Genomic DNA, 632 nt, shown 5'->3' on the forward strand with positions numbered 1-632 from the left:
CCATTACATTTCAGACGACCTCTTGGCGTTTCAAAGGTCGTCTGAAAACATTAAAATACACACAACATCAAATAAGGAAATCGATTATGAGTGAAGCAGAATTTTCCGACTGGGCAATGAAAATCTGCCTGACCGGACTGGTTATCTTCTTGGGCTTTATCGTTTGGAACTTGGGCAAGGAATCCAAGGCGGGCAAATTCGGCATCGCGATTTTGTTCCTGGTCTTGGGCTTGGGCGTGTTCGGTTTTATTTTCAAAGAGGTGCTGATTAAATTCATCGCCCTGCCTTGAGGCGGTAACGGCAAAATAAGCACAAAGGTCGTCTGAAAACAGCTTAGAAAACAGGGAGGGTATGTATGTTTATGACATCGGGTCTGTTGTTGTGTCTGTTATGGTGTGCAGTAGATATCGTTGCCGTCAATCGAGGATTCGGATTAAACACGAAACAAAGCATTATCGCCGGTATGAGCCTGTTTGCAGTTCAAATGATCTTGGCATTGTGCGGGGTTTGGGCGGTTGCTCTGGTCGTCGAATCGATTGTCCGCCATTTTTTCGGGAACAGTGAGGCTGCAATTGGCATCAGTCTTTTGACGGTTTATGCGTCCGTACCGGTTTTTACTTATCTGGTGGGGT

At 45.7% G+C, this 632-nt stretch carries 2 protein-coding genes; both read left to right on the top strand.

From position 1 onward, the window contains the following. Positions 1 to 86 precede the first annotated feature (86 nt). Complete coding sequence (locus ACTHUR_RS15400) at positions 87 to 290, top strand: DUF2788 domain-containing protein (RefSeq protein WP_003768561.1); 204 nt, start codon at positions 87 to 89, stop codon at positions 288 to 290. 65 nt (positions 291 to 355) lie between these two features. After that, on the top strand, positions 356 to 632 hold a 277-nt coding region (locus tag ACTHUR_RS15405), incomplete at its 3' end, for a hypothetical protein (protein WP_440399508.1).

The organism is Neisseria sp. P0021.S007, assembly GCF_051956855.1.